This window comes from uncultured Dokdonia sp. (assembly GCF_947492535.1).
Lineage (GTDB): Bacteria > Bacteroidota > Bacteroidia > Flavobacteriales > Flavobacteriaceae > Dokdonia.
Window position 1 is genome coordinate 70,682 of the sequence record NZ_CANLNH010000002.1, and the last position, 26,203, is coordinate 96,884.

Consider the following 26,203-nt stretch of genomic DNA (forward strand, 5'->3'; position numbering starts at 1 on the left):
CATAATTATCGTGTTTTAAGGTTAGGAATTTGCTCATCTTCCAAAAGGATTTTAACCAGTTCTTTAGTGAAAATACGTGCGTCTTTAGAAAAGAGATGTGACTGTTCTGGACAGGTAAATTGATTTAACTTTGGGTAATCTTCAAAGTGATATCCTTTAAGTCCCGATTGTAAAAGTAGTTCATCCCAACAGACAGTTCTGGAGTATATTTCGTTCTCTTTTTCTCTGAGTTTTCCGTTAGAAGGACATCTTAAGAAAATAGCATTTCCTCCACGTTTTTTAAATTTTTCAATTAAAGGTTGGTAATAAAGTATTACTGAGTCTACAACGGGTGTGGGACGTCTCTCTATCCCGCCTAGCCATATTTTGACAATTCCATTTGCAAAGGCTGTATCTGTTTTGGTCTTTTCAAACATGGTCACATTTCGATCGGCATCTACGAATCCAAAATTATTGAAAGGAGGTCTTCCTTCTGGACCTCTATTGCCTATCTTGATAGTATTGACCAATGTTTTTAAATCTATATCATCAGACCATTCTTCTTCTGAGGCATTCAAAAACGAGAAACTCCGTTCTAAAGGAACCGATAGATAATGGTTGGCACGTTGGGCATAGGTTTGTTCATAATAATGACGGAGTCTCTTGGTAGGACGATCCCACATAAATCCTTTTTCTGGTTGTGAAAAAAATAATGCCGGAGCCACACCTATGACTACAGTACCTTTAAAATCGGTCTCTTCAACAATTTCTTTAAAAATAGGGGTGGGTGTTGTACCATCAGAAGCTAGCATAATAGGGCGAACACCCGTAGCTTCTTCCCATTCATTAAGTTGAATATCAAAATGAACTCTTGAAGAGCCTAATAGTACGACATCATCTGAAGAAAGTTTATCTACTTTGGCTCTTTGAATAGCCCAAAGTGCTTTGTTATCATCAAGTTCGGATACATATCCTAGAGAGCGGACATACAGTTCCCATACTGTAATAAAAGCAATGCCGAGTATGACAGCAATGCCTACTGATTTTTTTAGGTTCATCTAACTGTTATTGGTAACCCAATGACAATACGGGGGAACTTGACTATTTCAATATTGACAAGGAAATTGTCTAAAAATGGATTGGTTAGTTAATTATAGCCCTAAATGTATAAAAATTTATAATTACAAAAACAGGGGAATCCCCCTGTTTTTGTAAGAAAATCCCGTTAAATCAAGAAAATCACAAATGATTTGATATAAAATCTTGGCAATATGCTTTTATTTCATCTCTCGCTTTCGCGAAAGCTGCCTCTGTATCTTCTGGAGAACCTACAAACTTTGAGGGGTCATAAAAATTATGATGTAATCGCGTGGCATTAGGTGTTGCGATAAAAGGACAATTTTCATACGCATGATCACATACCGTAATAATAAAATCCCAGTTAACACCTTCATATTCATTTACATTGTTTGATGTATGCGAGGTAATATCTATACCCTCTTTCGCCATGGTCGCTGCTGCCCCTGGATTAATTCCATGCGTTTCTATTCCTGCTGAATAGATCATCGCTTTATCGCCTGCTAATAGGTTTAAATATCCATGTGCCATCTGACTACGACAGCTGTTTCCTGTACAAAGTACGAGTATGTTTTTTTTCATTTTCAATGCCCGCGTAAGCGGGTGCTTATTTGGTTAAAGCCTGCGAAGGCGAATATCTAATTCTTTCCATATCCGCGAAGGCGGATATCTTTTTTATATTTTTCTAAGTCTCTACTATATTTGATTAGCCTATTCAACAAAACGACTCCTTCTTTCCAACAACACATTATCATACCAAGTTCCATCGCGCATTCCTAGTTTTTCTCGTATCCCTACTTGCCGAAAACCACATTTTTCATGCAGTTTAATACTTGCTACGTTTTGTGGAAATATTTTGGCTTGTAATGTCCAAAATCCTGCATGCTCACTTTCTAACACTAAATGCTGTAATAATTGTTTTCCAACTCCCTTTTGCTGCGCTTCTTTTGCTATATAAATAGTCACCTCGACAACTCCTTTATAAACGGTTCTTAAAGAAAACGGACTCAACGCACACCATCCTAAAATGGTCTGATCTGCTTCGGCAACAAAGCGGCATTGTTTTAAAAATTTGGCATCCCAAGCATCCCAATCTGGCACTTTTGTTTCAAATGTAGCAATGCCTGTATCCATACCTGCTTTATAAATTTTCGCGCAAGCGGAATAATCTTCTTTTTGAAAATTACGAATATAGACTTGAGGTATCATTACATAAACTAAAGTTTCATTTCTCTACAGCCCTTCGACTAGCTCAGGAGATAGTATTAACAACAACCACTGCCAGGAGCGCATCCTCCTGCTTGTGCATCGGCAGTTACAGGAGCAGCAATACCACAAGCTTCTTTTGCTTTACAATCTGTCGGTTGGCCAGCTAATTTAAGAAGCAAATTCCCACCACGTATTTCGTAATCGTTAACATATAGTTGTGCTGTGTGAAAGTTTGCATTGCTATATTCAATACGTACTTCTGCATCCATCACGTAGGGTTTCATACGACCTACTTTAGAAAGAATCGTCATTGCTTTATAAGCACTCATAAATTCTGTTTTACCTAATTCATTAGGGTCTTCCCAAAGTTGAATAATCGTTTCTTTCCAAGCGTCTACCCCAGCACCACAATCTACAGAATCAATAGTGACGTGTTTTACTTCTGTGATATGATAATTTGCACCTACTAATAAATTGGGTGCATATTCAAACAGTAATGATTTGCCTTGATGTTCTTTTAATAGGTCTAAAAATTCTTGTGTTTTCATAGTGTCCGTATTTTATACTTACTCCTAATCGATGTAGTCACTACATCATCGTAAGGTGTTGGTTTATAAATTAATTTGTTCTTTTTTAAGTTCAATGTTGCTTGCTATTGCTTTAATTTTTTCAAGTAATGCCTCCATATGCTCTTTGTTTGTAAATGGATTCATAAAAGTGGTGCGTAAATAGAATACTCCTTTTAATAGTGTAGAAACAATATAAAACTCACCATCTTCTAATAATTCCTGACGGATTTTTCTATTGACTTCTTCATACTGGTCAGGGCTTAGATTTCTTATATATCTAAAACAGACAATATTTGAAATAGGGTCTAGTGCTAATTCAAAATCAGGATGTTGTTTTATATACGTGGCAAATTCTCGCCCTGCATCGTATAATACGGTTACATTATCGTCAAAAAACTGAGTTCCATACGCATTCATAATGGCAAAAAAACGTAAGCTCATCATGCTTTTTGTACACTCAAATGTACGCTTGCCTATATTATACCATTCTGGGTCGTCATTTTTATCCCATAAGTATTGTGCTTTCTGCTCAAAAGTAGCATAGCTATCTACTTTATTTTTAAATAAGACGGCGGTTGTTATGGAAGAAGTCCCCATCATTTTATGACCATCTATAATCACGGAGTTTGCTTGATCTATTCCTTTAAGGAGATGTTTATATTTTGATGAAAATATAGCGGCTCCTCCATGAGCTCCATCTACGTGGAACCATATTTTTTTTGCTTTCGCGAAAGCGGAAACCGCTTCTAAATCATCATAAACACCCGTACTCGTAGAAGGAGCACTTCCTACAATAGCTATTACTTGACGGCCGTCTGCTACTGCTTTTGCATAATAGGTTTCTAATAGATCTGTACGAATGGCATACTGATCATCTACTGGGATTTTTATAATACCATCATTCCCTAAACCCATAATGCGTGCAGCTCTATCTACACAATAATGAGCTTCTTCTGAGACCATTATCGCTAATTTACTTGCATGGCCATCATTCCAGATATCATCATTGGCAATCGCTTTACGTGCAGCGAGCATTGCGGTTAAGTTTGCTAAGGTACCGCCTGAAGTTAAAAACCCATCGCCTTCGGTATACCCTATGGCATGTACAAACATATCTATCACCACTTTTTCTATGGCTGTACTGGCCTGTCCCATCTCATATACAGTCATACCGTTATTGAGTTGTGCGCTAAATAAGGTTGCTAATGCAGCAACTGGAACTGTAGATGCAATTTGATGTCCAATATATTTAGGGTGGTGTGTATGAATAGATCGCTCTAGTACTGTTGTGAAAAATTCTTTTGTACTGTGATTTTCTTTTACATATTCTTGCCAGAAATTATATTCATTAGTAGGAGAAACCCAACGAGTCACTTTAGAAGGGGTTCCCTCTTTTGTGGTTTTAAGATGGTTTGCAAGCAATGCAATAAGATCATCTCCTTCCTCTTTAAAAAGAGCTCCACTATATGCTTTATGTAGTAATTCTGTACTCATACCATTAGCAACATTTTGCTTTGGTTGCTTCAAAGAAATCTTGAAAATGCTGTTGTAATTGTTCCCACTTTCTTAAGTCAATACTATAATATTGTGCTTTCCCTTTAAACTGACTTTTTAATAGCCCTGCTTTTCGGATTACTTGTAAATGTTGTGAGGTTGTAGGTTGTGACAATCGTATTTTTTCTGCAATGTCTTGACATAAACAGCCATCACAATCTCCTATATATTCTAAAATAGCGACTCTAGCTGGATTAGAAAGTACCTTTGCTAGGTCTGCCATTTGGTTTGCTCTCATCGAGTGAATATGTCTTTTTGTAACGCCCATATTTTTAGTCTTTAGTTTTCCAAAATTACGAATAAAAAGTAATATAGCAATATTACGATGTTAAATTTAATAAAAAAGCCTGAAGGATTTCTTCAGGCTTTTTAAATTATGTTTAGAACCAAGGTTTTTTTCCAGCCTGGTATGTATTGTAAAACTCTTCGTCAGATTTTGTGAGGTACATAATACCTTCTATTAACCCGACAAGACTCATTGCCCAAACAACAAAAACGCCTATTCCTATACAAGATAACACAATACCTATTACAGTTATAACTAGCATAATGATTCCTTCCTTCTGGTATCCCAAAATAAATTTATGAATACCTAAAGATCCTAAAAATATTGCCAGCAATCCAGCAAGCATTTTTTTATTGTCATTACTATTGGTTACTTTATTCCATTCTTCTTTTGCGCTATCAGAAAACTCTTTTGCAGATTCTTTTACATCGTCTGCAAATTCACTTGCTTTTTCGCCAGCTTCACTTGCTGCTTTTTTTGCTTTGTCTTTAAGGTCATCCCCAAGACCTTCGTTCGTTTCTTCGCTCATTGTATATTATTGATTAGTTAATTAGAATCTTAAATCTATTAAAAAAAGAGCAGAAATCGACAAAAAACACTTTTTTTTCATTAATCTAAAAATATATCTATCCCTATGAACTTATAAAAATGCGCTATCTATAGGTTCCCATAATTCTATTTTATTTCCTTCTGGATCTAGAATCCACCCAAATTTTCCATAGTCATACTCTTCTACTTCACCCACTACCGTGACACCTTCTTCTTTGAGTACTTTTAGCAACGCTATAAGATTATCTACTCTAAAATTAAACATAAATGGTTTTTCACTGGGAGAAAAATACGTGGTATCTGCACTCATAGGACTCCATTGGGTTGAGCATTTATTTCCATGTTCATCGCACCACCAGAATGTCCATCCGTATTGATCTGTAGGTAATCCTAAGTGTTTTTTGTACCATTCTTTTTGTGCGTCGGGATTTTCGCTTTTAAAAAACATCCCTCCTATTCCTGTAACTCTTTTCATAAGTATATAATTATTTCTTTTGTAAAATCAATCCAGAAATTATCGTTACTATGAGTCCTATAACACTCACTAAGGCAAACATAAATCCGCCTGAAAAAAGCCCTAGTTGCGTAAGTGACATCGCACTAAATTCCTTTAATTGTGTTTCTGCATCAGTAATTTTCACTGTATCTCCCGTTTCTTTAGCTGCGACTACAGCAGCTTCTCCATATTCTTGATAAAAATCAGGATTAATTACGGTTACATATAATCCATCTACAATAGCAATACCCAATGCTGTAAACAGCGCTATACATATCCCTACTGTAAAAGCTTTTGTAAAACTTATCTTTCCATCATTTTCGGTATCTCTAAAATATTTGATTCCAAAAAACACAAAAGATAGTGCTACAAAAATTGCGGTGTAACCTAATACTTCTGAAGCGCCTAAGAATAATGAGAAGCCAAACGCTATCATCCCTGTAATCATAGTATACGCTACATATTTAAAAACTACTTTTTTCATAATCATGCTTATTAAAATGTTTGGTCAAAAGTATCAGAAACCTCAAAAAACAGTCTCATACTAAAGTACCAAATCTATCCTACTTTGGTCGGAATTGCCTTATATAGGTAAGATATGTAGCTCTTTTGCTTTTTGGATCGCTTGGGTGCGTCGTTTTGCATCGAGTTTTAAAAGGACATTAGACACATGGGTTTTAATCGTACTTTCAGATACAAAAAGTCGTTCTGCAATTTCTTTATTACTATATCCAGAAGCCATTTCGAGTAGCACTTCATATTCTCGTTTACTCAAACCAATAGCATTGATTTGTTTTTGGTCTACTTCTTTAGAAACAATGTTTTCTTTTTTAAATTTTTTCTGAATAAATACGCCTATGATAAAAAATAAGATTGCGATTCCGCTTATGACAAACTCGATGGTTAAATCTCCAGAAATTAAGCTGTAGCTACTCAATTGTAGTAATGCCAAAATGGCCAATGCCAACATCCCAAAAATTAAAATCGTTTTCTTCATTCGTTTTAAAAATACTAAAACTTGGCGAGGATTTTATCTACAATCGTTTGCGCTAGCTTACGCTTGCTTTCTATCGTCCATCCTGCGATATGTGGTGTTAGCAATACATTTTCTGCTGTAATGAGATATTTCAGTGGGTCTGGCATCTCTTCTTTTGAGGTAAAGAGATTTTCAAAAGACAGTTTTTCATATTCTAAAACGTCTAATCCTGCGCCTTTTATTTTTCCGCTTTTTAAAGCCGTGACCAACGCAGATGTGACCACACTTTTCCCTCGTGCCGTATTTATGAGGTAGAACGCTTTCGCGAAAGCGTTTATAAATGTATCCCCAACCATTTTATCCGTTTGAGGTGTCCAGGGCGTATGTAAACTCAATACGTCTGCCTTTTTCTGTAACTCCTCAAGTGATACCTGACGGGCATTAGCATCTCCTACATGATCTAAGATATCGTAACAGAGTACTTCACAATCAAATCCTTGTAGTTTTTTTGCAAAGGCTTTCCCCATATTCCCATATCCAATAATTCCAACCGTTTTACCTTCTAGTTCCACCCCTCGATTAGGTTCTCGATTCCACTGTCCAGATTTCACCTCAGCGTCTGCTTGGTTTAGTTTATTAAAAAGAGATAGTATCATACCTAGTGCATGCTCTCCAACTGCATTGCGATTCCCTTCTGGGGCACTGATAAGATAAATACCTTTGCTTTCTGCATAAGGTATATCGATACTTTCTAAACCAGCTCCTACTCTTGCTATAAATTTTAATTGATGTGCTGCATCTATAAATTGCTTATCAATCTTAAACCGACTTCGTATCACAATGCCATCATATTCAGCAATGATCTTTTCGGTTGCTGATTTTGAAATGGTGTAATCTTCATGATTATGATGTCCTGCTGCAGCTAATTGCTCTATAAGTAATGGATGGTTTTGATCTAAATGGAGAATGCGCATCTTTATGTGTAATTTATATCAAAGATACGCATTGGTTTTTCCAGATAATAATTACTTAATTGATAGTCTTTTCTTTTTAGATAGTATGGCTAGATCTCTTTAAATCTAACTCTCAAGACTTTTTTAAACCTTTTTTAGTACCTTTTTCAAACCTTTATTTTCTGTATTTGGAGATACTTACATATAGATTTGTATCATACAAATTTTTTAAAATTCTCATCATGAAAAAAACGTTCGTACAGTTATTAATTCTTATTATATGTTTTACTTCAGGTCAACAAAGTTTTGGTCAAAAAGTAAAATCTACAAAGGTTGATACCTTCTATTTTGAATCACCAGCAATCGCACTAAAGAACTCCTTTAAATTTAAAATAGATAGTGTTCCTTTAACGACTAATCGTTTTGTAATAACTGGATTTTCTCGACCTGAAGAAACTGATTTCTCATTAAATCGAGAAATAAAGCTTTCAGACAATTCTGGATCAAAAACAATTCCTATTGAAGTGAATAAAGAAACCGCAGAACTTCTATTATCTGTTAATTGCAGTCTAAAATCTGGCGCTCTCAATGTTGAAATTTATGATCCAAAAGGAGCAAAAAGAGGCAATTTCTCTGTAAAAGGAAGTAATGACACATCTGGTTGGTCAGAAACTGTGGGAGGGACCATCAATAAAAGATACAGTAATCCTATAAGTGGGACATGGTCTCTAAAATTTATTGCAGAAAAAGTAACTGCAGATATTTTAATACAAACTAAAATCAAATAATTAGATAGCCCTCTCTCTTTATGAAATCAATCTTTGTATTTTTTATATCGTTTTGTGGTTATTGTTTGTCTTTATCGGCTATTGCTCAAAACACCAAGGAAATTAATGCCATAAGAGGAACATTTGCTTTGGATTCTACACTATGGGAGTCCAAAGCATATCTTTCTCACATACGATCATTTAATGATATGTACACCATTTCTAAAGATATGATCATTGCAGAAACTACGATTGATTCAGATGGTTATTTTGAGTTTCCTACAAACTATTTTCCAGAAGAAGAACAGGTATATCGAATTCATTTTTCAAAAAAGAGAGCGCCCGTAGTGTCCCTCATAATTGGAGGGCCTGAGGAGAATCATTTCTTTGTGATTGCTAGTAAAACGAAAGGAGTCTCTTTACAAGGCTACTCTCAACAATTTCCGTTTAGTAAGGTTTCTATCTCAAACTCTTCAGCTACAGGTTGGTTAAAACAAGTAGACCTTATTGCAAGTTATGTAGATAGTACTCAATATGCAGGCTCGCAATTAAAAAGAGACTTTATCGCTACAGGAGTACATGAAAAATTACGCAACATAGCTGATACGCTATCAGAGCCTTTACCTTCTTTATATGCTTTATACAGGAGCGACTACAGAAATCATAGTATAGAACATCCAGAGTTTTACAATGCCTATTTTAAAAAATGGAAAAAGGAAAAATCGTCTTATTTTTCTATATTCCGTAAAGAGCTTTCTCTTCAAAAACAAATCTCTCCTTTCTGGATATATCTCGTACTGGGAGTACTCTTTTTTCTTCTTGGTATTTTCTTACATCGTTGGTATTCAAAAAGGAATTCTAAACCTTCTAAAAAACTTAAAGCACTCAGTGTTCAAGAACGAAAAATATTTGACCTTATAAAGGCAGGACATTCTAATAAAGAAATATCCGAACAGCATAACATAGGTGTAAGCACTGTAAAATCTCACGTAAGTAATATATACAGTAAACTCCAAATAAAGTCTCGTAAAGACGCAATGGACTTTTAATTACCTAAATCAAATTTTAGGGTATTCCGTTTGTGTTTTTTCATGCTGAACATCTCCTGTATGTGCTGTATTTTGTTTTTCAAAAAGCAGTAAATGTACTTCCTCACCCTCTTTTGTCGTTGGACAATGTTCTACTCCTTTAGGCACCACTATGATTTCTCCTTCATTGACAATCTCAGACCATTCATTTTCTGTGTTTCCACTTTCGCGAAAGCGCATTTCTAACACACCCTTTTGGACATAAAACAATTCATCTTCATCCTTATGACTATGCCATACAAATTCGCCCGAAATCTTGGCTAGAATTACCTGCATATCATCTACCACAGCAATTTGGTGTGGATGCCACTGTTTATCAAACTTGGTGTATTTTTCTTTAATATTAATAGGTTTCATAACAATATATCTGTTTTTAAGCACTAAGATATTGATATTTAAAAAGAAACTATACTACTAGACATCTATTATTCGTTTTAAAATTATAAATTAGACTCTAGTATGTATTTATCTTAAATCCTATGAAAACAAATATTGTATTGATAGCAGCAATATGCTTATTTAGTATAACATCTTGCGAGAAAAAAGAGGAAGAAAAAAAAGAAATTGATTATGCCATTTTACATGGTACCATTAAAAACCTTGGAGATCTAAAAGTATTTTTATTTGATAATCCCGATGTCAATGGTCCTATCGCTGTTAATCCTGATGGTACTTTTACAGATACATTACATCTATCTCAAAGCGGTTATGTAAAATTAAGAGCTGGTTATAGTACTATTGATATGTTTTTGTCCCAAGGAGACGAACTCACATTTACCACAGATATTGCTTCGCAAGATAGTCCCACTGTTTTTACAGGAGAAAGCGCTACAATACAACAATATATTATGACCAAGAATGAAGAGCAAACAACCCTCATGCAGGATTATGAATTATTCTTTGGTCAAGAACCTGAAACTTTCATAAGTGATATCAATAGCTTGAAAGAACGTCAAATCAAAATACTTGAATCAAGTGCATTTCCAGAAGCATTCAAAAAAATAGAATTGAAAGCATTAACGCTCTATAATATGAATCTAAAAATGCATTATGTCAGCAATCAAAAATACTTGGCGGGAGGAGATGACTCAATGATTCCTGATGGGTTTTTAGATGATGTAGGAGCATTAGATAAAGATAACGATGCAAACGCAAGACAATATAATAGTATGTATTTAGAGATTGTTACAAATGATCTTATGAATACCCTAGAAACAAAACAAGATACTGTTACCCCTTTCTTAGAAGGCATTGTCAATGAATTAGAAAATTACAAAAGCCCTACTATTAAAAATCATGTCATAAGTAGTATGTTATTTGCTTTCAGTCCTAGTGAAGGAGATGTACATGCAATGAAAGATCGATTATTAGCATTAGTTTCAGACCAGAAACTAGAAGAATCAATAACAGCTCGTTATGATGTAATAAAAGCACTTGTAAAAGGACAACCATCTCCTGCATTTACCTATGAGAATTACAAAGGAGGAGAAACAGCTCTAAACGACCTTGAAGGAAAGTATGTGTATATAGATGTTTGGGCTACTTGGTGCGGACCCTGTATTGGAGAAATCCCTTATCTAAAAGAATTAGAACACAAATATGAAAATAAAAACATTGAGTTTGTGAGTATCTCTGTAGATACAAAAGACGATTATACAAAATGGCGTAAAATGGTTGCTAATAAAGAATTAGGGGGCACACAACTTATAACAGAAAACGCCTTTAATTCTGACTTTATAGAAAGTTATGCTATCAATGCTATCCCTAGGTTTATTATTATTGATCCCGAAGGAAATATTGTAAGTGCAGATGCTACAAGACCATCTGATGCTAGTATAGAATCAAAACTTGACGATTTATTGAAATAATCTTGATTTTGTATTATTTAATACCGCTTTCAATTATTTTTACAGCTTGTTCAATATACAGTTCTGAATTATAATTGACACAACTTTCTTTGATAGGGTAATCTATACGCAGTCCTTTTCTCTGTACACTTTCTCCATTCGGATAAAAAGCTCCAGCACCTGTAAAATAAAATTCTTGCTTGTCAGGTAATATTGCAGAAGTAATATTCATAACCGCTCCCATTGTTTGGTGTCCTATAGTGATACAATTAGGTGATTGTTGTATCGCCATTCCAAACCATTCTGCCTGACTACCTGTTTTTCTATCGACAAGCAGGATTATTTTTCCTTTATAATAATTGGTATTTTTCTTTCCTATTTTAAAGGGGTTAGCAATCATTTTTAAAGGAGCTTCTGCATTGTATTCTCCCATGGAAGGGTTTCTTTTTAAAGGAAGTAATACTTTTACAAACTCTTTTCTTTTAGGGTATAAAAATTTAGAAAAATCTTTTAATTTAATATTCCTAGGGTAATTTCTCAGATCTAATATAATTCCGTCATTTTGCATACTTTCTTTAAAAACACTTGAGAATTCTTTTGAGGATATCTCACTCAGATTTATGTATGTGATTTTAGGTGTAATTTTTTTCCAATTAGACTTTTCTAATGGAATTAATCGTTTTGCATTCTCTAGTTTAAACGATTCATATAATTTTATTGTTTTATTTTTTAACTCTCCCTCATTTGTAAGAATTTTAATTTTTAGAGAATCTGTATTATTTCTTAATATGAATGTATTTAATCGTTGTTTTAAATAGCTTTTATTAGACACCGAAATTAAATTCAGAAACGTATTATTAATGTATTCTGGTACGCTTAAATCATTTATTCCAACAATGATGTCCCCCAAATGAATACCTGCTTTTTCTGCAAGTTTTTTATTGTATGTAGTTGTGACTAACAAAGAATCATTAATAATCTTGACTCCAAAAGGAGGCAAACGATTAAATAGGGATTTGTACATAAATTCAGATATACTATATGAGTGCGAATCATTTAGCTTAGAAAACATCTCTAGTTTTGCTATTTCATATGCTGCGATCGTTTCTGCATTTAAAAAATTATCTATCAGTTCTTCTAATACATTAATCCAGGGAGTATCCGTTAAGTATTTGTTTACATTCCAATATTGAATAATATTCCAAAAACTATGTAACTCTAATAATCTATGACTTTTTAATAAAGGATCGAAATCAAGAATTCCTTGCTCATTTTTAAACTCTAACATTTTAGAAAGAGTATTAGAAGAAGCATAATAATCTCCAATATTATTGTTGTTTTTTAAACGGATTAATTCTTCTCTTAACACTGGCCCAAATGCTATTTTATCAATCCAATCATAATTAAAATTATTTTTGAAAACTTTATCCTGATCTATTTTAATCGGGTCTGTGTTAAATTTAGTTGAGGGTTTTGTATACTTTCTAATGTAATTAATTAACTCATTATTTAATTTTTCTTGCTCTTCTATCTCCTCTATATCATTTATGAGATGTATTAATTCTAAATCCCAAGTATACATTCCTTTACTTATATCAGGATGATGGTATTTTAAGATTCCCCAAACTAAACCAATTTGTGTATATTTTTCTACTTGTGTGATTTTAGTTTGCGAATTGGCAGAAAAAGCTACTAATAGTAACAGGAATAGGGGTTTATTCATAACATACTAGGTTTTAATTTAGATCAAAATTAATTTTTATAATACCGTATTCTATCCTTTCCCAAGTTAATCTTGAGTTAACATTATTATTAATTAATATCAATGATCACTTAAAGTTTACCAAATAATAACTGTCATGATTCCAGTTTACAAGATCTAGGAATGAGATGTGTAGAAGAATTAAAATAAGATGCGTATCTCTTCAGGGATACGCATGGGTTTTCCTTCTGGCATTTTAAGTAAACACCAATTGGTGACTGCAGTTACTAATAGCTTTTGGTCTTTTTTTCGTGTGATTGTTGTATGACGTTCTGAACGTACACCCGCCATTTTTTCTACAAATGTGGATATGACCAACTCATCTCCTTCTAAAGCTTCTGCTTTATAACTAATATGATGATCTAATACCACCCAAGCCATCTTTTTGATTCCTACACGTTCTTCGTTAGGATCTTCACCTTTAAAATACGTAGCCGTTGCATGATTCCAATGTTTAGAAGCTGCTGTTTGCACCCAATCTAAATACACCACATTATTGACATGTCCCATCACATCTATAGCAGACGCAGGAACAACAAGCGTGTATTCAAGTGAAGTAGAGGTCAAAATAAAATAAGTTTGGCGATCCAAAAATAAATTAAAATTCCAAAAATATCATTGCTCGTAGTAATAAAAGGCCCCGTTGCAATTGCAGGATCAATGCCTCTTTTATTTAAAAATAACGGAATAAAAGTACCTATAATTCCAGCCATAATAATTACTGCAAAAAGAGAAATAGAAATAGCAAGCGCCGTATGTAAACTATCGGGCTCACTCCTATACCAAAGTGCCGTAAAGGCAAAAAGGGCTAATCCTAATAACAAGCCATTAAGAGCAGCAAGCGCCATCTCTTTTAATAAACGATTACTAATACTTCCTTTCACATCATCATTAGCCAATCCTTGTACAATAATCGCACTAGATTGTACACCCACATTTCCTGCCATTGCTGCTATAAGTGGTGTATAAAAAAAGAGCAATGCGTAGTCTTCTAGAATATCTTCAAACCCTCCCATAATGGTAGCAGCTCCTACACCACCTATCAACCCTAAAAATAACCATGGTAATCTAGCACGCGTGAGTTCTATAATACTATCATCTGCCTCTACTTCCTGCGTAATACCCGCTGCAAGTTGATAATCTTCTTTTGCCTCATCACGTATAAAATCTACGATATCATCTATCGTAATACGGCCTAAGAGTTTATTTTCATCATCTACTACTGGAATCGCTTCTAAGTCATACTTCTGCATCACTTTAGCGACATCTTCCCCTTCATCATGTACGTGAACTGAATCTACCTTAGGAATATATATTTCAGAAATTTTGGTCTTTGTATCAGAGGTCAATAAATCTTTGAGGGATAGTCTTCCTATCAATTCGTTTTCTTTAGTAACCACATAAATAGAATGTACTCGGGTTACTTCTTCTGCCTGACGACGCATTTCTCGTACACAGCCAGCAACTGTCCATGTTTCCTTTACTTTAATAAGTTCTTTTGCCATAAGACCTCCAGCAGAATCTTCATCATACTGCAGCATCTCACGGATGTCTGCCTTATGCTCTTCATCTTCTATCTGCTCTATTACGGCCTCTTGGATCTCTTCATCTAGCTCTGCAATGGCATCTACCGCATCATCGGTATCCATTTCTTCAATCTCTTCGGCAATCTCTTTAGGCGTAAGACTATCCAGTAAACGCTCACGAACATCATCATCGAGTTCCATAAGCGCTTCAGAAGTCGTCTCACTATCTAATAAACGAACAAGGTATACAGCTTCATTCCAGTTTACTTCATCAAGAATTTCTGCAACATCGGCGTGATGTACATCTTCAAAAAGTTCAAGCAAGACTTTATCATCCTCATTGCTGATATGAACTTTTATCTCTTCTAATAATATGTCTGTAATTTCAAATGACATACCTTTTCAGTTTAGGCAGCCACAAATATAGGGAAACACTATTCTAAATCCGATGTAATATCGCTAGTCAATGTTATAAAATCGTGAACGGACAATTGTTCCGGGCGTTTATTTAGAATTTCGCTTTCGCGAAAGCGGTCACTTAACCCCATCCCTTTTAAACTATTACGTAAGGTTTTACGTCGCTGCTGAAATGCCATTTTCACGACTTTATATAATTCCTTTTCATCGCAACCAATAGCAGTATAATTTTCTTTACGTCGTAATCTAAGTACCCCACTATCTACTTTAGGCGGTGGAATAAAAACCGTGGGAGGTACTGTAAAAAGGTATTCTGCATCATAAAAAGCCTGTGCAAGTACTGATAAAATACCGTACGTTTTACTACCATGAGATGCACAAATACGTTGTGCTACTTCTTTTTGAAACATCCCTGTAAATTCAGGAATTCGTTCTTTATGTTCCAACATCTTAAATACAATCTGAGTAGATATATTGTAAGGAAAATTTCCTGTAATAGCAAAAGGCGCTTTAGGAAACAACATTTCTATTGGGTGTTTTAAAAAATCGGCTTCAATGACTTGAAATTTCTCTGGACTACTTACTTTTTGCTCTAACTTAAAAGAACTATTTAAGTATGCTATAGATTCTGTATCTAAATCCATAGCTACGAGTTGCACTGGTTTATGAAGAATATATTTGGTTAATACACCTGTCCCTGGACCTATTTCTAATACATTCGAATACCCTTCTAATGTAAGCGTATCTCCTATTCTTTCTGCCACTTCTTCATCTCCCAAAAAATGCTGTCCCAGATGTTTTTTTGCTTTGACACCTTGATCGCGATTATTGGATTTTGAATGTGGTTTTTCGAATTTTCTCTTTGACGTCGAGTTTGATTTTTTTCTACCCATCAATGTTGACTTATCACTTCCAATTCTGTTCTAAAAGCTACAAATTTACCAGCAAACTTATTACTTTCTGCTCTTAAACGCTCAGCATCTTGATCATAATAAGATTGTAAATGTTCTTTACTAGGACAACCATATTGTACCGAATACGTAACTCCTCCCATTTCTTCCTCTATAAGGACTTTAGTCATCAATGCCTTTACAAATTTACCCGTTGCTAGCATCTCAGGAATATGTTCTTGTTGCATCCAAGCAAGCCAATCTTGCTCTATAGACGTTTCTATATTTATAGTGACATTATATATAATCATTCTGTTGTTTTAATTTTCTTATAACGAACATCTTGCCATTCACCACGGAAAACAAAATAGTCGTCATTTAATAATTGTATGGAATACATACGTGATGACAAACGTTTAATAAATTTTATCCAGAATATTTGACGTTCATCCTTTAAGATTTCTACTATCGTATGATCATCTATTATCATATCTGTTTTAACATCTTTATATTCTATACCTCCTGATTTTTCTGAAAACCAGAAGTGAATATGTTCATTAGAATCGTCACCATCTAAAACCCATTCTCCTTCTAGACTTTTTTTAATTTCTTCTACGGAATTTGGATATTTAGGGTTTTGACCTATTAGGGCATTAGAAATTATAAAAACGATTATGAAAATTTTCATAAAAAAGGCTAATTAATTGCATCTCCACGCAGTGCTCTAAATCGCTTCTGAGCTTCTACGTAATAAATACTATCTGCAAAATCAAAGATGAGACGCTCATAGTTGTTCTTCGCTTTTTCTGGTTGCTGTAACGGGCCTTCATAGAGTTTTGCCAATCGGTAATAAGCATCGTCTGCGATAACACCATCTTTATAAAACTCAATAATGGTGATGTAATTTTTTTCTGCTTTCGCGAAAGCGGATTTCGCCTCATATAACGCTGCCTGAGCGAGTAATGCTTCGTCTTCTATACTCTCACCCTTATGCTGTTCTAAAATCTCATCATACTTCTTTATGGCAAATTCAGGTTTATTCTGATAGCCTAATAAATCAGCTCGCGCATACTTTTTAAGTGCCGTCTGTAGTGTATCTTCCAGAGAGTTATCACGAATCACTAATAACAGCTCTAAAGCATCGTTTGCAATAAGTTGTGTTGCACTAGACTTTAATACATCTAGCTGTGTTTCTGCCCATTCAAAATCGGTTTTATAATAACTCGTTCTTGCTACTTTAAAACGTGCTTCTTGAGAGATCACACTATTTTTAATTTTATTCTGAATTTGCGAATAATAGATCAATGCTTGATTAAATTTTTCTTGTAACACTAAAATATCGGCAAGTTCCATTTTTAATCTAGCTTCATCAAAGCGGTTCATGTCCTTCTTCACACTTTGTTTTAAAAAGGTAGCTCCTTCTCCTGGTGTTTTCATCTCAAAAGCTAGAAAATGCGCATAATCAATTTGAATCGGAACGGTATAACTATTAACTCCGTATTGATCTAAAAGCGCTTCATATCGATCTCGAATTTCTTCATGTTCAGAGGTAGTTGTTGCTTTTTTAATTTCGATTTTCAGTAATTGTTGCTCTGCATCTAGTTTTGTCTCATCATCTACCGCAACTTCTTTTATATATTCAAGAATATCTTTTGCTTCATCTAGTGCATTTGCCTCTATCGTAATGCCTGCAAGATCAACGACGCCTGTAATATTTCCATCGGTGCGTTTAAAAATGGCTTTTTCTTGTACAAATGCTTTTTTATACTGTCGTTGCTGAATAAACAGCCAACTCAATAGCTCATTATAAATGATGTTTTGTTCGGTTTGAAGGCGTTTAAGTAATGTTTTCCTAAATATAATATTGGCCTCATTGGTAGGGTCTTCTGTAATAAACATAGCAAAATTACGTTGCGCAGATGCTACGTATGCTTGATTTTCATTAGCTAAATTTAAGTAGCTCTCAAACATTTTATCTAATTGCCCAAGCTCTCCATAAATACGCGCCAATTGTCTATTAAAATTGCTATTAGGATTAGCTACCATTCCTGCCTCATAGGCTCTAACAGCCTCTTCTAAAAGATTGTGGTCTTGGAGTGTCTTCCCTACGCGATACGCACTCGTCATACGATCTTGCACCAATTGTATCGACGTATTATAGGCTACTTTTGCTAATGAATCTTGTCCTTGTAGCTGATAATTATAGCCTAATTCAACATGCAGCTGCCCTTTATAACGAGAGTTGTCAATTTGTTTTCCTATGAGTGTTTCAACAGCAGCATAGTCTTCCAATTGTTGATATGTCTTAATAAGACCAAGAAGTACGGTATTATTAGTAGGTTGTTTTTTTAATGCTTTTTGATAGGAAATGAGTGCTTTTTCAAACTGCCCTTGATCAAAGTAATTACGTGCGCGTTGTTCTGTTTGCGCTTTCGCGAAAGCGAATACAAAAACAAGCACCATTACAAAAATAAATCTCTTCTTCATACGCTAAAGATAACCAAAAGCCTTTAACCATAAATCCCTTCTCTTAAAAGGAGAAGGGACTTTTAACATTATTTTCTGTGTTTTTTAATCTATCATCTCAAATCCACAGTATGGGACTAAGGCTTTAGGGATTTTAATTCCTTCTGGAGTCTGACAATTTTCAAGAATTCCTGCGAGTACACGAGGTAATGCTAATGCACTTCCATTAAGGGTGTGCGCCAGCATTTTTTTACCGTCTTTATCCTTAATACGTAGTTTTAAACGATTTGCTTGAAACGTTTGAAAATTTGATACAGAACTAATCTCTAACCAACGATCTTGTGCGGTAGAAAACACCTCAAAATCATAGGTGAGATGTGCTGTAAAACCTAGATCACCTCCACAAAGGCGTAAGATACGATAGGGTAATTCCAATTCTTCTAAGATTGTTTTTACATGATCTACCATCCCATCTAATGCTGCAGCAGAATTGTCTGGATGTTCTATACGTACAATCTCTACTTTGTCAAATTGGTGTAATCTGTTTAATCCACGTACGTGTGCTCCATAAGATCCTGCTTCACGACGGAAACATGGCGTATATCCTGTACACGTAATAGGCAAGTCACTCGCAGCGATCATATCACCTCTAAACATATTAGTAACAGGCACCTCAGCTGTAGGTATTAGATATAAATCATCTTCAGTAACGTGATACATCTGCCCTTCTTTATCTGGCAATTGCCCAGTTCCATATCCTGATGCCTCATTCACTAAATGTGGCACTTGATATTCGGTATATCCAGCGGCTGTATTTTTATCTAAAAAATAACTAATTAATGCACGTTGTAAACGAGCTCCTTTTCCTTTATATACAGGAAATCCTGCGCCTGTAATTTTAGTTCCTAGCTCAAAATCTATGATGTCATATTTTTTTGCTAGTTCCCAATGTGGTTGTGCCGCATCATGTAATACAGGAATATCTCCTTTACGGAATACTTCTTCATTATCTTCATCTGTATTTCCTTCAGGAACACTATCATGAGGAATATTTGGAATCGTGAATAATAAATTTTTAAGCGTTTCGCTCGCTTCATTTAATTGTTCTTGTAATCCTTTAGATTGTTCTTTTAATCCAGCTGTTTTTTCTTTAAGAAGATTTGCTTTCTGAGCTTCTCCATTTTTAAAGAGTATTCCTATCTCTTTGGAGAACTTATTACTATCTGCTAATACTTGATCTAATTGTGATTGTGATGCACGACGTGTTTCATCTGCAGCAATGACTTGATCTAATAGTGCGGTTGCATCTATGTTTCTTTTTTGAAGTGCTTTTACAAAAGCATCTTTGTGTTCTCTAATTTGAGCTACTTCCAGCATGATCGTATCTTCTTTTTATTGGCTCCGCCAAAGGGTTTACTACTTCGAGGCAAGCCTCGAAATTAAAATTTAGTTTCGTATAACTACCTCGTAGGCTTGCCCTGAGGTCGTTTACATAAGATGGCAAATTTAAGGAAATAGTAAAACAAGAGGGCCTATTCTTTCTCCAAATAATCTTTACTATCTAATATCCATGTTGCATGCTTCCATGGATCCCACGCAACAGCGGTTAAATCTACTGTTGGATCTATAAATCGAGCTGATTTCCTGCCGTTTATTCGGATACGGCAATTTACAAATACAGAAATATCTTGTCCTTTAGCAGCATATTCTGCCTTAAGACGTTGTGCAAACTGCCAAATAGCATCTGGTTTGGTTCTAATAGTGCGTAGCTGTTTTTTAGACAAATAATCCTTAAGCTTAATACTTGTTTTTTTCTTAGTCACTTTATCTTGTACGGTAAAATGACTGGTTCCTGATTTTGTACGTAACATCATACGCCAACTTAATCTATGTCCTTCCTCAGACCATAATACATTCTGGTCTATAAACCAATGCCTAGAAGGCAGTGCGATCTGTATAATAAGGTAGAGTCCTATAGCTACGATTCCAAAACTACGAAGTTTCGGAACTCGTATTTCTTGTGTTGCTTCATAAAATGGTTTCCACTTCTTTAAAAATATGCGATGTATTACATCTGTAGGGAAGAAAAATAGTGTAAATGCTAAAGACATATACGGGAAGATGCCTATTTGAAATACTACAGAATTAAAGAGATGAAAGAATATAGAGATTCCGAAGGCCCATTTTCGAGTTTTTTTCCAAAGCAATGCTGGTATAATAAAACCATCAAAAAGAATGCCTACATACGCCACCACCCAAGGAACCCAAGACCATTGTAACATATCTCCTATAAGCCAAGTACCTCTTCTTCCTGACATCAGTAAGCGAGTGGCTGTTCCATCAAGCCAATCTGGATATAACTTTGCTATAGATGCATAGGTATACACAATCCATAATTGTGCTATAATAAGGACAGGTACCCATCTTGGCATACTTTCATCCCGTATATTAGGGTTTCTTTTAGCATCTAGCGAGAAAGACGTATGTGCAGGAAATAAAGCCATAATCCACAGCAATAACATCAATAAATAATAGTGATTGTTATAAGCAGATTTTTGCATAAGATATACAGCACTCCACATGATCGCGTATCCTAGTATCGCAAGTCTATATCGATACCCCAACATGACCATTAAACCGAAGATACCCATCACAATAAAGTAGACATACATCTGTGGTCCTGTGCCGGGAAAGGTTTGTAAAAAATCAAATCCTATAAAATTAAATGTAAAGGCAGGGTCTACAAAAATACGTTTCACCCATCCTGTAGCAATGGCTCCCCAAGCTTCTAACATAATTAGCAACCCAAAAAATACCCTAAAAGCAACTAAAGGGCTATTATCTACACGTGAAAAGAGAAATTGATTCACCTTCATGGATTAGCATTTATTCTTGTATTGATTGAATATACGTTCGCGAAAACACCTCATCCTCCTTCATCGCTGCTATAAGAACATCGACAGATTCAAAATGTTGTTCTCCTCGAATTTTACATAAAATTTCTATAGATAGTCGCTTGTCATACAAATCACTATCAAAATCAAAGAAATAGGTTTCTATCGTTTGTTCAACACCTCCCACTGTTGGGTTGGTGCCTATATTCATCATTCCATATACGAGTATACCTTCTATAAAAGAACGTACGACATATACTCCTTGTGCAGGAATAAGCTTATAGTCTTCCTCAATATGAAGGTTTGCTGTTGGGTATCCTAATGTTTTTCCAAGGCTTTTTCCGTGTATGACGATACCTTCTAACATGATAGGATATCCTAAATAGGCATTTGCCTTATCAATATCTCCATCACGTAAGGCCGTTCTAATCTTTGTTGAACTCACCGCTACATCTTCTAATTCTTGTTTAGAAATCTCTTCTACTTCAAACCCAAACTGCGCTCCAAATGCTTTTAAATCTTCAATATTTGCGGTACGATTACGTCCAAAACGATGATCATATCCTATAATGACTTTCTTTGCTTGTAAGGCATTTACAAGAATTTCTTCTACAAATTCTTCAGCATGCATTCTTGAAAAATCAATCGTAAATGGATGTACAACAAGATGATCTAATTCTAACTTTTCCAATAGATCGCCTCGTTCTGTAATGGTATTAATGAGTTTTATATCTGCATCTTTTTGCAATAACATACGTGGATGCGGAAAAAAAGTAAGCACTACAGATTCCCAATCATTTGCTTGCGCACTTTCAATGAGTCGGGTTATAATCTTTTTATGACCTATATGAACACCGTCAAATGTACCTATAGTGACTACCGTTCCTTTTTTGCTAGTAAATGTATGTGCGCTTGAATGTGTTTTCAATCTTATTTCCCGTTATATGCATTCATAGTATTTGAGATGCCTGCTCCTACAAAAGAAGTAATCACCTCACAGCTTTTTTCAAAACGTTCAGGAAGCGCTGCATCTTCTTCTGATTTCCATTCTCCTAGTACATAATCTACTTGGCGTCCTTTTGAGAATTGATCACTTATTCCAAACCGAAATCTATTGTATTTTGTCGTGTTGAGTTGTGCCTGAATATCTTTTAGTCCATTATGACCTCCATCACTTCCTTTGGTTTTTACTCTAATGGTTCCGAATTCTAAATTCAGATCATCTGTAATGACTAATAGATTTTCTATTGGAATTTTTTCTTGTTGCAACCAATAACGCACTGCTTTTCCGCTAAGATTCATATAAGTACTTGGCTTAAGAAGTACAACGGTTTTTCCTTTTACTTTGGTTTTGGCGATATCACCTAGTTTTTCTGTTTCGAAGGTGGCTTCTTTAGCTTTCGCGAAAGCGTCCAAAACTTTAAAACCAATATTATGTCGTGTGTTTGTGTATTTGGGACCTATATTACCCAAACCTACAATGAGAAATTTTTTCATAGGATCTTCAACAGGGAATTCTCTTTCTTTTTGCTTAAAAATGCGTTTAAAAAAAGAAAACATAGTGCGCTGTTTATTTAAAACATAAAAGTACTAAATGCATTACGCCTTAACAAATATCATACGAACTAAAGCATTTGTATTATACTTTTTATAACATCCATTCATAAAAAAAGCACCCTAAAAAGGGTGCTTTGATCTATTTTATACATATTGTATTTATTCTGCAGCAGCTTCTGCTGGAGCTTCTGCTCCTTCTTCTTCATCTTCATCTTCATCTTCTACAACAGCGTTACGAGATGTTCTTACTTGACACACCACTGTGTTATCTGGGTGCATAAATTTGTAATCATCATTCTCAAGTGCAGTAACATATAATTTATTACCGATTTTAAGCTCAGTAATATCTGCCTCGATAAAATCAGGAAGATTATCTGGTAAAGCTTTTACTCTTAGTTTACGGTTGTTCTTACGAAGAACACCTCCATTAAGAACACCTTTAGAACTTCCTACAAATTTTACAGGAATGACCATCATTACTTCTTTATCATCAAAAATCTGATAAAAATCAACGTGTAAAATACGATCTGTTACTGGGTGAAATTGGATATCTTGAAGAATAGCACGGTATGTTGTACCATCAAGTTCAATATCTACGGTATGCGCGTCTGGTGTATACACCAAACCTTTAAACGCTAATTCTCCTGCGCTAAAATGCATTGGTTGATCCCCTCCGTAGATTACGCAAGGTACCTGTCCAGCATTACGTAAGGCCTTAGTAGCTTTTTTGCCTACGCTTTCTCTTTTAGATCCTTTGATCGAAATTGACTTCATTTTAAATATATTAAGTATTAATTAATTACATAACAAACTTAGATGCGATACTTGTGTTACTATTAACACGGTGCATAACATCTGCAAATAGTGGTGCACAGCTCAAAACTTTTACTTTATCGCTTTTGTGCTCTTTAGGAATCGAATCTGTAACGATTAATTCTTTAAGCTGACTATTTTCTAATTTTTCATAGGCATTACCGCTTAAAATAGCGTGTGTACATATTGCTCGTACACTTAATGCCCCTTTTTCCATCATTAAATCTGCAGCCTTGGTTAAGGTGCCTGCAGTATCTACCATATCATCTACAAGAACTACGTGTTGTCCTTCTACATTACCAATAAGTTCCATATGTGAGATGACATTTGCCTTCGCACGTTGCTTATAACAAATAACCACATCGCTTTCCATCGCTTTACTATAGGCATAGGCTCTTTTACTACCTCCCATATCTGGAGAAGCAATGGTAAGATTATCCAATCCTAAGTCTTGTAAATAAGGTAAGAATATGGTGGAAGCAAATAAATGATCTACTGGTTTTTCAAAAAATCCTTGGATTTGATCTGCGTGTAAATCCATGGTAATGATACGTGTTGCTCCTGCAGTTTCTAATAAACTTGCTTTAAGTTTTGCTGCGATAGGAACTCTAGGCTTGTCTTTACGATCTTGACGTGCCCATCCAAAATAAGGAATCACGGCAGTAATGTGTCTTGCTGATGCACGTTTTGCAGCATCTAGCATTAACAACATTTCCATTAAGTTGTCACTATTAGGCATGGTACTTCCTATAATAAATACTCTTGACCCACGTACTGACTCTTCAAATGAAGGTTGAAATTCCCCATCGCTATACGTAGAGGTAATAACATTTCCTAGGGGTTGTCCAAAAGCTTTTGCGATTGACTCTGCAAGAACTTTGCTTTTTTGACAAGCAAATATTTTAGGTTGTGGTACTGTAGCTGCCATCTTTGGTAACGGTTAAACAGATTGATTACTAATTCCTTTTTTCAAAAGGAGGTGCAAAAATAGGAATAAAAATACGTCTAGCCTTAGAAAAAATGGGCTTTTATGTGGTTTGATCGAATTTATTCTTTAATTTTGTCGTCCATTAAGCCGAAATGCCTGCCTACCGAGCAAGGTAGGGCGGAATTGGTAGACCTGTCTGGCGACAGGCAGGCGCGCCGCGACTCAAACTCGTAGCCATTGAAATTTTGAAGAAATGATCTATGTTTATGCACTCTCTAGTATACATCATAACTATATTTATGTAGGAATGACTGAGAATCTAGAAGAACGCTTTCATAGACACAATACAGGGAGAGAACGTACTACCAAACCATATCTTCCTTATAAAATTATTTATCAAGAGGCATGTCTTGATAGATCCAGTGCTCGAAAACGAGAAAAATACTGGAAATCTGGAGTTGGAAAAGAACAGCTCAGAACTATCAGAGATACGCTCTGATAACATAAGCCGAAATGGCGGAATTGGTAGACGCGCGCGACTCAAACTCGCGTTCCTTTGGAGTGTGGGTTCGATTCCCACTTTCGGTACTTATTACGAGGGTCTGATCTTAAAAGATTAGACCCTTTTTTAATGTAACCCGTCATCCTAAACTTTAATTCAGTTAAAAATGTAGTCCAGTCTGCCGAAGCAGACAGACGCGCGCGACTCAAACCTATATCTCAAGAAATCATACCAAAGATTCCATTATTGTAGATAATAGATTTTACGTTTTAATGCTTACGTCAAGTTCTTTGTTTGTTTTTACTATTTTTCTAATTTTTGTTATTTTTTGATAAAACAAAATGTTAATTACCTATTAATTAAGGCTTTAAAAATATTACAAAAATAAAACACTCAAAAATCGGTTTGTAATTAGATATGATTTTTCATTGCAAATCACTGTTTTATAGCATATTACAGCATTACAAGAGTTTGTAATATTGTGTTTTGTGATAGAAATTACACTACATAAGTTCGATTTATATCCATAGTTTTTTAAAATTAAACCATAGTCTACTTAAAATACCTTTTTCTTCAGAATATATAATATTATCTGTTTCACGATCGTATTCTATCTCTTGATTATTATTAATACATTCTATTTCTCTAAGATACCTTTTAGTTGAATTTTTATTGATAATTGCAAATCTCCTATTATCTAACAATACATATTTTGATTTATACTTATTAGAAGTAATTGTAAGTTTTGCATCTATTGTTGTGATTTTTGAAAGATCTTCCTCACCATTAAAATTAAAACTAATATCTCGTAATCTATCATTTATTAATTCAAATTGATAATCAAGTAAGGCTATATCAATTAAATCAGGGGAAATTATATACTCATAACCCTCTGCTTCTCCATATAATGAATAATAATCTCCATATTTTACTAAAATAATAATCCCTCCTTCTTCATGAGAAGGCCCTAATAAAAGCCCTCCTTTTGAGCCATTTACTATTACATTTTCTTCTTTTAATTTATCAATTGTCTTTAAATCAAATTTCTTCATATACCAATCCATGTTCTCTCAAATCAATTATTATTATTAAAGAATA

The 26,203-nt window shown here is 34.8% G+C and carries 30 protein-coding genes and 1 tRNA gene; 5 read left to right on the plus strand and 26 right to left on the minus strand.

Features of this window, described 5'->3' with window-relative positions; translation table 11 throughout:
• Positions 1–5: 5 nt before the first annotated feature.
• From Q1A60_RS03140 to Q1A60_RS03190, 11 genes are all read right to left on the minus strand, one after another.
• Entirely contained in the window at positions 6–1,037 is a 1,032-nt protein-coding gene (locus Q1A60_RS03140) for a hypothetical protein (RefSeq protein WP_299761264.1), read from the minus strand.
• 181 nt (positions 1,038–1,218) lie between these two features.
• Positions 1,219–1,638 (minus strand): arsenate reductase ArsC, encoded by a 420-nt coding sequence (locus Q1A60_RS03145; RefSeq protein WP_299761267.1) that lies wholly within the window; start codon positions 1,636–1,638, stop codon positions 1,219–1,221.
• A gap of 129 nt (positions 1,639–1,767) precedes the next feature.
• The gene (locus tag Q1A60_RS03150) at positions 1,768–2,265 is read right to left on the minus strand and encodes a GNAT family N-acetyltransferase (protein WP_299761270.1); all 498 of its coding nucleotides are present in this window, start codon (positions 2,263–2,265) and stop codon (positions 1,768–1,770) included.
• A 56-nt stretch (positions 2,266–2,321) separates the two neighbouring features.
• Complete coding sequence (locus Q1A60_RS03155; protein ID WP_299761273.1) at positions 2,322–2,813, minus strand: DUF6428 family protein; 492 nt, start codon at positions 2,811–2,813, stop codon at positions 2,322–2,324.
• A 63-nt stretch (positions 2,814–2,876) separates the two neighbouring features.
• Positions 2,877–4,361, minus strand: a complete 1,485-nt coding sequence (locus Q1A60_RS03160; RefSeq protein WP_300007180.1) for a pyridoxal-dependent decarboxylase — start codon at positions 4,359–4,361, stop codon at positions 2,877–2,879.
• Positions 4,333–4,656: a metalloregulator ArsR/SmtB family transcription factor gene (locus Q1A60_RS03165; protein WP_299761279.1), complete on the minus strand. Its 324-nt coding sequence runs from the start codon at positions 4,654–4,656 to the stop codon at positions 4,333–4,335. Before Q1A60_RS03165 ends, Q1A60_RS03160 begins: the two co-directional genes overlap by 29 nt.
• 112 nt (positions 4,657–4,768) lie before the next feature.
• Entirely contained in the window at positions 4,769–5,203 is a 435-nt protein-coding gene (locus Q1A60_RS03170) for an NINE protein (RefSeq protein WP_299761282.1), read from the minus strand.
• A 111-nt stretch (positions 5,204–5,314) separates the two neighbouring features.
• Positions 5,315–5,698, minus strand: coding sequence for a VOC family protein (locus Q1A60_RS03175; protein WP_299761285.1), 384 nt, complete (start codon positions 5,696–5,698; stop codon positions 5,315–5,317).
• A 10-nt stretch (positions 5,699–5,708) separates the two neighbouring features.
• Entirely contained in the window at positions 5,709–6,203 is a 495-nt protein-coding gene (locus tag Q1A60_RS03180) for a DUF4199 domain-containing protein (RefSeq protein ID WP_299761288.1), read from the minus strand.
• A gap of 99 nt (positions 6,204–6,302) precedes the next feature.
• Complete coding sequence (locus Q1A60_RS03185; protein WP_299761291.1) at positions 6,303–6,716, minus strand: response regulator transcription factor; 414 nt, start codon at positions 6,714–6,716, stop codon at positions 6,303–6,305.
• A 14-nt stretch (positions 6,717–6,730) separates the two neighbouring features.
• On the minus strand, positions 6,731–7,669 hold the full coding sequence (locus Q1A60_RS03190; RefSeq protein WP_299761293.1) for a 2-hydroxyacid dehydrogenase: 939 nt from the start codon (positions 7,667–7,669) through the stop codon (positions 6,731–6,733).
• Positions 7,670–7,890: 221 nt separating this feature from the next.
• Here Q1A60_RS03190 and Q1A60_RS03195 point away from each other — a divergent pair, with 221 nt between their 5' ends.
• Both Q1A60_RS03195 and Q1A60_RS03200 read left to right on the plus strand, forming a co-directional pair.
• Entirely contained in the window at positions 7,891–8,436 is a 546-nt protein-coding gene (locus tag Q1A60_RS03195; RefSeq protein WP_299761296.1) for a hypothetical protein, read from the plus strand.
• Positions 8,437–8,456: 20 nt separating this feature from the next.
• Positions 8,457–9,464: a helix-turn-helix transcriptional regulator gene (locus Q1A60_RS03200; RefSeq protein WP_299761299.1), complete on the plus strand. Its 1,008-nt coding sequence runs from the start codon at positions 8,457–8,459 to the stop codon at positions 9,462–9,464.
• Between the two features lie 9 nt (positions 9,465–9,473).
• Here Q1A60_RS03200 and Q1A60_RS03205 read toward each other — a convergent pair whose 3' ends face one another.
• Positions 9,474–9,860: a cupin domain-containing protein gene (locus Q1A60_RS03205; RefSeq protein WP_299761302.1), complete on the minus strand. Its 387-nt coding sequence runs from the start codon at positions 9,858–9,860 to the stop codon at positions 9,474–9,476.
• 122 nt (positions 9,861–9,982) lie between these two features.
• On the opposite strand from Q1A60_RS03205, the gene Q1A60_RS03210 reads away from it, so the two are divergent.
• Positions 9,983–11,371 carry a TlpA disulfide reductase family protein gene (locus Q1A60_RS03210; RefSeq protein ID WP_299761305.1) on the plus strand — a complete coding sequence of 463 codons (1,389 nt, stop codon included), beginning with the start codon at positions 9,983–9,985 and terminating at the stop codon, positions 11,369–11,371.
• 13 nt (positions 11,372–11,384) lie between these two features.
• Here the strand turns inward: Q1A60_RS03210 and Q1A60_RS03215 are convergent, their stop codons facing one another.
• The 13 genes from Q1A60_RS03215 to Q1A60_RS03275 form a co-directional block, all read right to left on the minus strand.
• Complete coding sequence (locus tag Q1A60_RS03215; protein ID WP_299761307.1) at positions 11,385–13,073, minus strand: S41 family peptidase; 1,689 nt, start codon at positions 13,071–13,073, stop codon at positions 11,385–11,387.
• 180 nt (positions 13,074–13,253) lie between these two features.
• Positions 13,254–13,679, minus strand: coding sequence for a thioesterase family protein (locus Q1A60_RS03220; protein WP_299761310.1), 426 nt, complete (start codon positions 13,677–13,679; stop codon positions 13,254–13,256).
• Positions 13,676–15,034 (minus strand): magnesium transporter, encoded by a 1,359-nt coding sequence (mgtE, locus tag Q1A60_RS03225; RefSeq protein ID WP_299761313.1) that lies wholly within the window; start codon positions 15,032–15,034, stop codon positions 13,676–13,678. The genes Q1A60_RS03220 and mgtE overlap by 4 nt, the downstream gene beginning before the upstream one ends.
• 38 nt (positions 15,035–15,072) lie before the next feature.
• Positions 15,073–15,948: a 16S rRNA (adenine(1518)-N(6)/adenine(1519)-N(6))-dimethyltransferase RsmA gene (gene rsmA / locus Q1A60_RS03230; protein WP_299761316.1), complete on the minus strand. Its 876-nt coding sequence runs from the start codon at positions 15,946–15,948 to the stop codon at positions 15,073–15,075.
• The gene (locus tag Q1A60_RS03235; protein ID WP_299761319.1) at positions 15,948–16,256 is read right to left on the minus strand and encodes a DUF4286 family protein; all 309 of its coding nucleotides are present in this window, start codon (positions 16,254–16,256) and stop codon (positions 15,948–15,950) included. Before Q1A60_RS03235 ends, rsmA begins: the two co-directional genes overlap by 1 nt.
• Positions 16,253–16,633 carry a hypothetical protein gene (locus Q1A60_RS03240; protein ID WP_299761322.1) on the minus strand — a complete coding sequence of 127 codons (381 nt, stop codon included), beginning with the start codon at positions 16,631–16,633 and terminating at the stop codon, positions 16,253–16,255. Before Q1A60_RS03240 ends, Q1A60_RS03235 begins: the two co-directional genes overlap by 4 nt.
• 8 nt (positions 16,634–16,641) lie before the next feature.
• Positions 16,642–18,432 (minus strand): tetratricopeptide repeat protein, encoded by a 1,791-nt coding sequence (locus Q1A60_RS03245; protein ID WP_299761325.1) that lies wholly within the window; start codon positions 18,430–18,432, stop codon positions 16,642–16,644.
• Between the two features lie 84 nt (positions 18,433–18,516).
• A complete protein-coding gene (gene serS, locus Q1A60_RS03250; protein ID WP_299761328.1) occupies positions 18,517–19,788 on the minus strand; it encodes a serine--tRNA ligase in 1,272 nt (423 codons plus the stop codon).
• A 155-nt stretch (positions 19,789–19,943) separates the two neighbouring features.
• A complete protein-coding gene (locus tag Q1A60_RS03255) occupies positions 19,944–21,287 on the minus strand; it encodes an HTTM domain-containing protein (protein WP_299761331.1) in 1,344 nt (447 codons plus the stop codon).
• 10 nt (positions 21,288–21,297) lie between these two features.
• Complete coding sequence (locus Q1A60_RS03260; RefSeq protein WP_299761334.1) at positions 21,298–22,233, minus strand: bifunctional riboflavin kinase/FAD synthetase; 936 nt, start codon at positions 22,231–22,233, stop codon at positions 21,298–21,300.
• Positions 22,234–22,235: 2 nt separating this feature from the next.
• The gene (gene pth / locus Q1A60_RS03265; protein ID WP_299761337.1) at positions 22,236–22,865 is read right to left on the minus strand and encodes an aminoacyl-tRNA hydrolase; all 630 of its coding nucleotides are present in this window, start codon (positions 22,863–22,865) and stop codon (positions 22,236–22,238) included.
• 156 nt (positions 22,866–23,021) lie between these two features.
• Positions 23,022–23,636 (minus strand): 50S ribosomal protein L25/general stress protein Ctc, encoded by a 615-nt coding sequence (locus Q1A60_RS03270; RefSeq protein ID WP_299761340.1) that lies wholly within the window; start codon positions 23,634–23,636, stop codon positions 23,022–23,024.
• A 25-nt stretch (positions 23,637–23,661) separates the two neighbouring features.
• Positions 23,662–24,603, minus strand: a complete 942-nt coding sequence (locus tag Q1A60_RS03275; protein ID WP_299761343.1) for a ribose-phosphate pyrophosphokinase — start codon at positions 24,601–24,603, stop codon at positions 23,662–23,664.
• 253 nt (positions 24,604–24,856) lie between these two features.
• Between Q1A60_RS03275 and Q1A60_RS03280 the strand changes: the two genes are divergently transcribed.
• Together Q1A60_RS03280 and Q1A60_RS03285 are read left to right on the plus strand one after the other, a co-directional pair.
• Positions 24,857–25,102 carry a GIY-YIG nuclease family protein gene (locus tag Q1A60_RS03280; protein ID WP_299761347.1) on the plus strand — a complete coding sequence of 82 codons (246 nt, stop codon included), beginning with the start codon at positions 24,857–24,859 and terminating at the stop codon, positions 25,100–25,102.
• 8 nt (positions 25,103–25,110) lie between these two features.
• Positions 25,111–25,191, plus strand: a tRNA-Leu gene (locus tag Q1A60_RS03285).
• A 432-nt stretch (positions 25,192–25,623) separates the two neighbouring features.
• On the opposite strand, the gene Q1A60_RS03290 is transcribed toward Q1A60_RS03285, so the two are convergent.
• Positions 25,624–26,169, minus strand: coding sequence for a hypothetical protein (locus Q1A60_RS03290; RefSeq protein WP_299761350.1), 546 nt, complete (start codon positions 26,167–26,169; stop codon positions 25,624–25,626).
• Positions 26,170–26,203 lie beyond the last annotated feature (34 nt).

What these genes read in the sequence shown, in the direction of transcription:
- Q1A60_RS03140 (WP_299761264.1), bottom strand. Translation starts at nt 1,037, where the DNA reads ATGAACCTAAAAAAATCAGTAGGCATTGCTGTCATACTCGGCATTGCT.
- Q1A60_RS03145 (WP_299761267.1), bottom strand. Translation starts at nt 1,638, where the DNA reads ATGAAAAAAAACATACTCGTACTTTGTACAGGAAACAGCTGTCGTAGT.
- Q1A60_RS03150 (WP_299761270.1), bottom strand. Translation starts at nt 2,265, where the DNA reads ATGATACCTCAAGTCTATATTCGTAATTTTCAAAAAGAAGATTATTCC.
- Q1A60_RS03155 (WP_299761273.1), bottom strand. Translation starts at nt 2,813, where the DNA reads ATGAAAACACAAGAATTTTTAGACCTATTAAAAGAACATCAAGGCAAA.
- Q1A60_RS03165 (WP_299761279.1), bottom strand. Translation starts at nt 4,656, where the DNA reads ATGGGCGTTACAAAAAGACATATTCACTCGATGAGAGCAAACCAAATG.
- Q1A60_RS03170 (WP_299761282.1), bottom strand. Translation starts at nt 5,203, where the DNA reads ATGAGCGAAGAAACGAACGAAGGTCTTGGGGATGACCTTAAAGACAAA.
- Q1A60_RS03175 (WP_299761285.1), bottom strand. Translation starts at nt 5,698, where the DNA reads ATGAAAAGAGTTACAGGAATAGGAGGGATGTTTTTTAAAAGCGAAAAT.
- Q1A60_RS03180 (WP_299761288.1), bottom strand. Translation starts at nt 6,203, where the DNA reads ATGAAAAAAGTAGTTTTTAAATATGTAGCGTATACTATGATTACAGGG.
- Q1A60_RS03185 (WP_299761291.1), bottom strand. Translation starts at nt 6,716, where the DNA reads ATGAAGAAAACGATTTTAATTTTTGGGATGTTGGCATTGGCCATTTTG.
- Q1A60_RS03190 (WP_299761293.1), bottom strand. Translation starts at nt 7,669, where the DNA reads ATGCGCATTCTCCATTTAGATCAAAACCATCCATTACTTATAGAGCAA.
- Q1A60_RS03195 (WP_299761296.1), top strand. Translation starts at nt 7,891, where the DNA reads ATGAAAAAAACGTTCGTACAGTTATTAATTCTTATTATATGTTTTACT.
- Q1A60_RS03200 (WP_299761299.1), top strand. Translation starts at nt 8,457, where the DNA reads ATGAAATCAATCTTTGTATTTTTTATATCGTTTTGTGGTTATTGTTTG.
- Q1A60_RS03205 (WP_299761302.1), bottom strand. Translation starts at nt 9,860, where the DNA reads ATGAAACCTATTAATATTAAAGAAAAATACACCAAGTTTGATAAACAG.
- Q1A60_RS03210 (WP_299761305.1), top strand. Translation starts at nt 9,983, where the DNA reads ATGAAAACAAATATTGTATTGATAGCAGCAATATGCTTATTTAGTATA.
- Q1A60_RS03215 (WP_299761307.1), bottom strand. Translation starts at nt 13,073, where the DNA reads ATGAATAAACCCCTATTCCTGTTACTATTAGTAGCTTTTTCTGCCAAT.
- mgtE (WP_299761313.1), bottom strand. Translation starts at nt 15,034, where the DNA reads ATGTCATTTGAAATTACAGACATATTATTAGAAGAGATAAAAGTTCAT.
- rsmA (WP_299761316.1), bottom strand. Translation starts at nt 15,948, where the DNA reads ATGGGTAGAAAAAAATCAAACTCGACGTCAAAGAGAAAATTCGAAAAA.
- Q1A60_RS03235 (WP_299761319.1), bottom strand. Translation starts at nt 16,256, where the DNA reads ATGATTATATATAATGTCACTATAAATATAGAAACGTCTATAGAGCAA.
- Q1A60_RS03240 (WP_299761322.1), bottom strand. Translation starts at nt 16,633, where the DNA reads ATGAAAATTTTCATAATCGTTTTTATAATTTCTAATGCCCTAATAGGT.
- Q1A60_RS03245 (WP_299761325.1), bottom strand. Translation starts at nt 18,432, where the DNA reads ATGAAGAAGAGATTTATTTTTGTAATGGTGCTTGTTTTTGTATTCGCT.
- serS (WP_299761328.1), bottom strand. Translation starts at nt 19,788, where the DNA reads ATGCTGGAAGTAGCTCAAATTAGAGAACACAAAGATGCTTTTGTAAAA.
- Q1A60_RS03255 (WP_299761331.1), bottom strand. Translation starts at nt 21,287, where the DNA reads ATGAAGGTGAATCAATTTCTCTTTTCACGTGTAGATAATAGCCCTTTA.
- pth (WP_299761337.1), bottom strand. Translation starts at nt 22,865, where the DNA reads ATGTTTTCTTTTTTTAAACGCATTTTTAAGCAAAAAGAAAGAGAATTC.
- Q1A60_RS03270 (WP_299761340.1), bottom strand. Translation starts at nt 23,636, where the DNA reads ATGAAGTCAATTTCGATCAAAGGATCTAAAAGAGAAAGCGTAGGCAAA.
- Q1A60_RS03275 (WP_299761343.1), bottom strand. Translation starts at nt 24,603, where the DNA reads ATGGCAGCTACAGTACCACAACCTAAAATATTTGCTTGTCAAAAAAGC.
- Q1A60_RS03280 (WP_299761347.1), top strand. Translation starts at nt 24,857, where the DNA reads ATGATCTATGTTTATGCACTCTCTAGTATACATCATAACTATATTTAT.
- Q1A60_RS03290 (WP_299761350.1), bottom strand. Translation starts at nt 26,169, where the DNA reads ATGGATTGGTATATGAAGAAATTTGATTTAAAGACAATTGATAAATTA.